Source organism: Kineococcus sp. TRM81007, assembly GCF_022669155.1.
Lineage (GTDB): Bacteria > Actinomycetota > Actinomycetes > Actinomycetales > Kineococcaceae > Kineococcus.
On sequence record NZ_JALBVB010000008.1, the window covers coordinates 1 to 252 of the forward strand.

General features: G+C 67.5%; 1 protein-coding gene. It reads left to right on the plus strand.

What is annotated here, in order from left to right; translation table 11 throughout:
• Positions 1–252: ferredoxin (fdxA, locus tag MN205_RS00040; RefSeq protein ID WP_255817281.1), on the plus strand; the 252-nt coding region annotated here is incomplete at both ends.

Below are 252 nucleotides of genomic sequence, written 5' to 3' on the forward strand. Positions count from 1 at the left end.
TACGTCATCGCCCAGCCCTGCGTGGACCTCAAGGACAAGGCCTGCATCGAGGAGTGCCCGGTCGACTGCATCTACGAGGGCAAGCGGTCGCTGTACATCCACCCGGACGAGTGCGTCGACTGCGGCGCCTGCGAGCCGGTGTGCCCGGTGGAGGCGATCTACTACGAGGACGACGTGCCCGAGCAGTGGTCGGCGTTCACCGCGGCCAACGTGGAGTTCTTCGACACCGTCGGCTCTCCCGGTGGGGCTGCC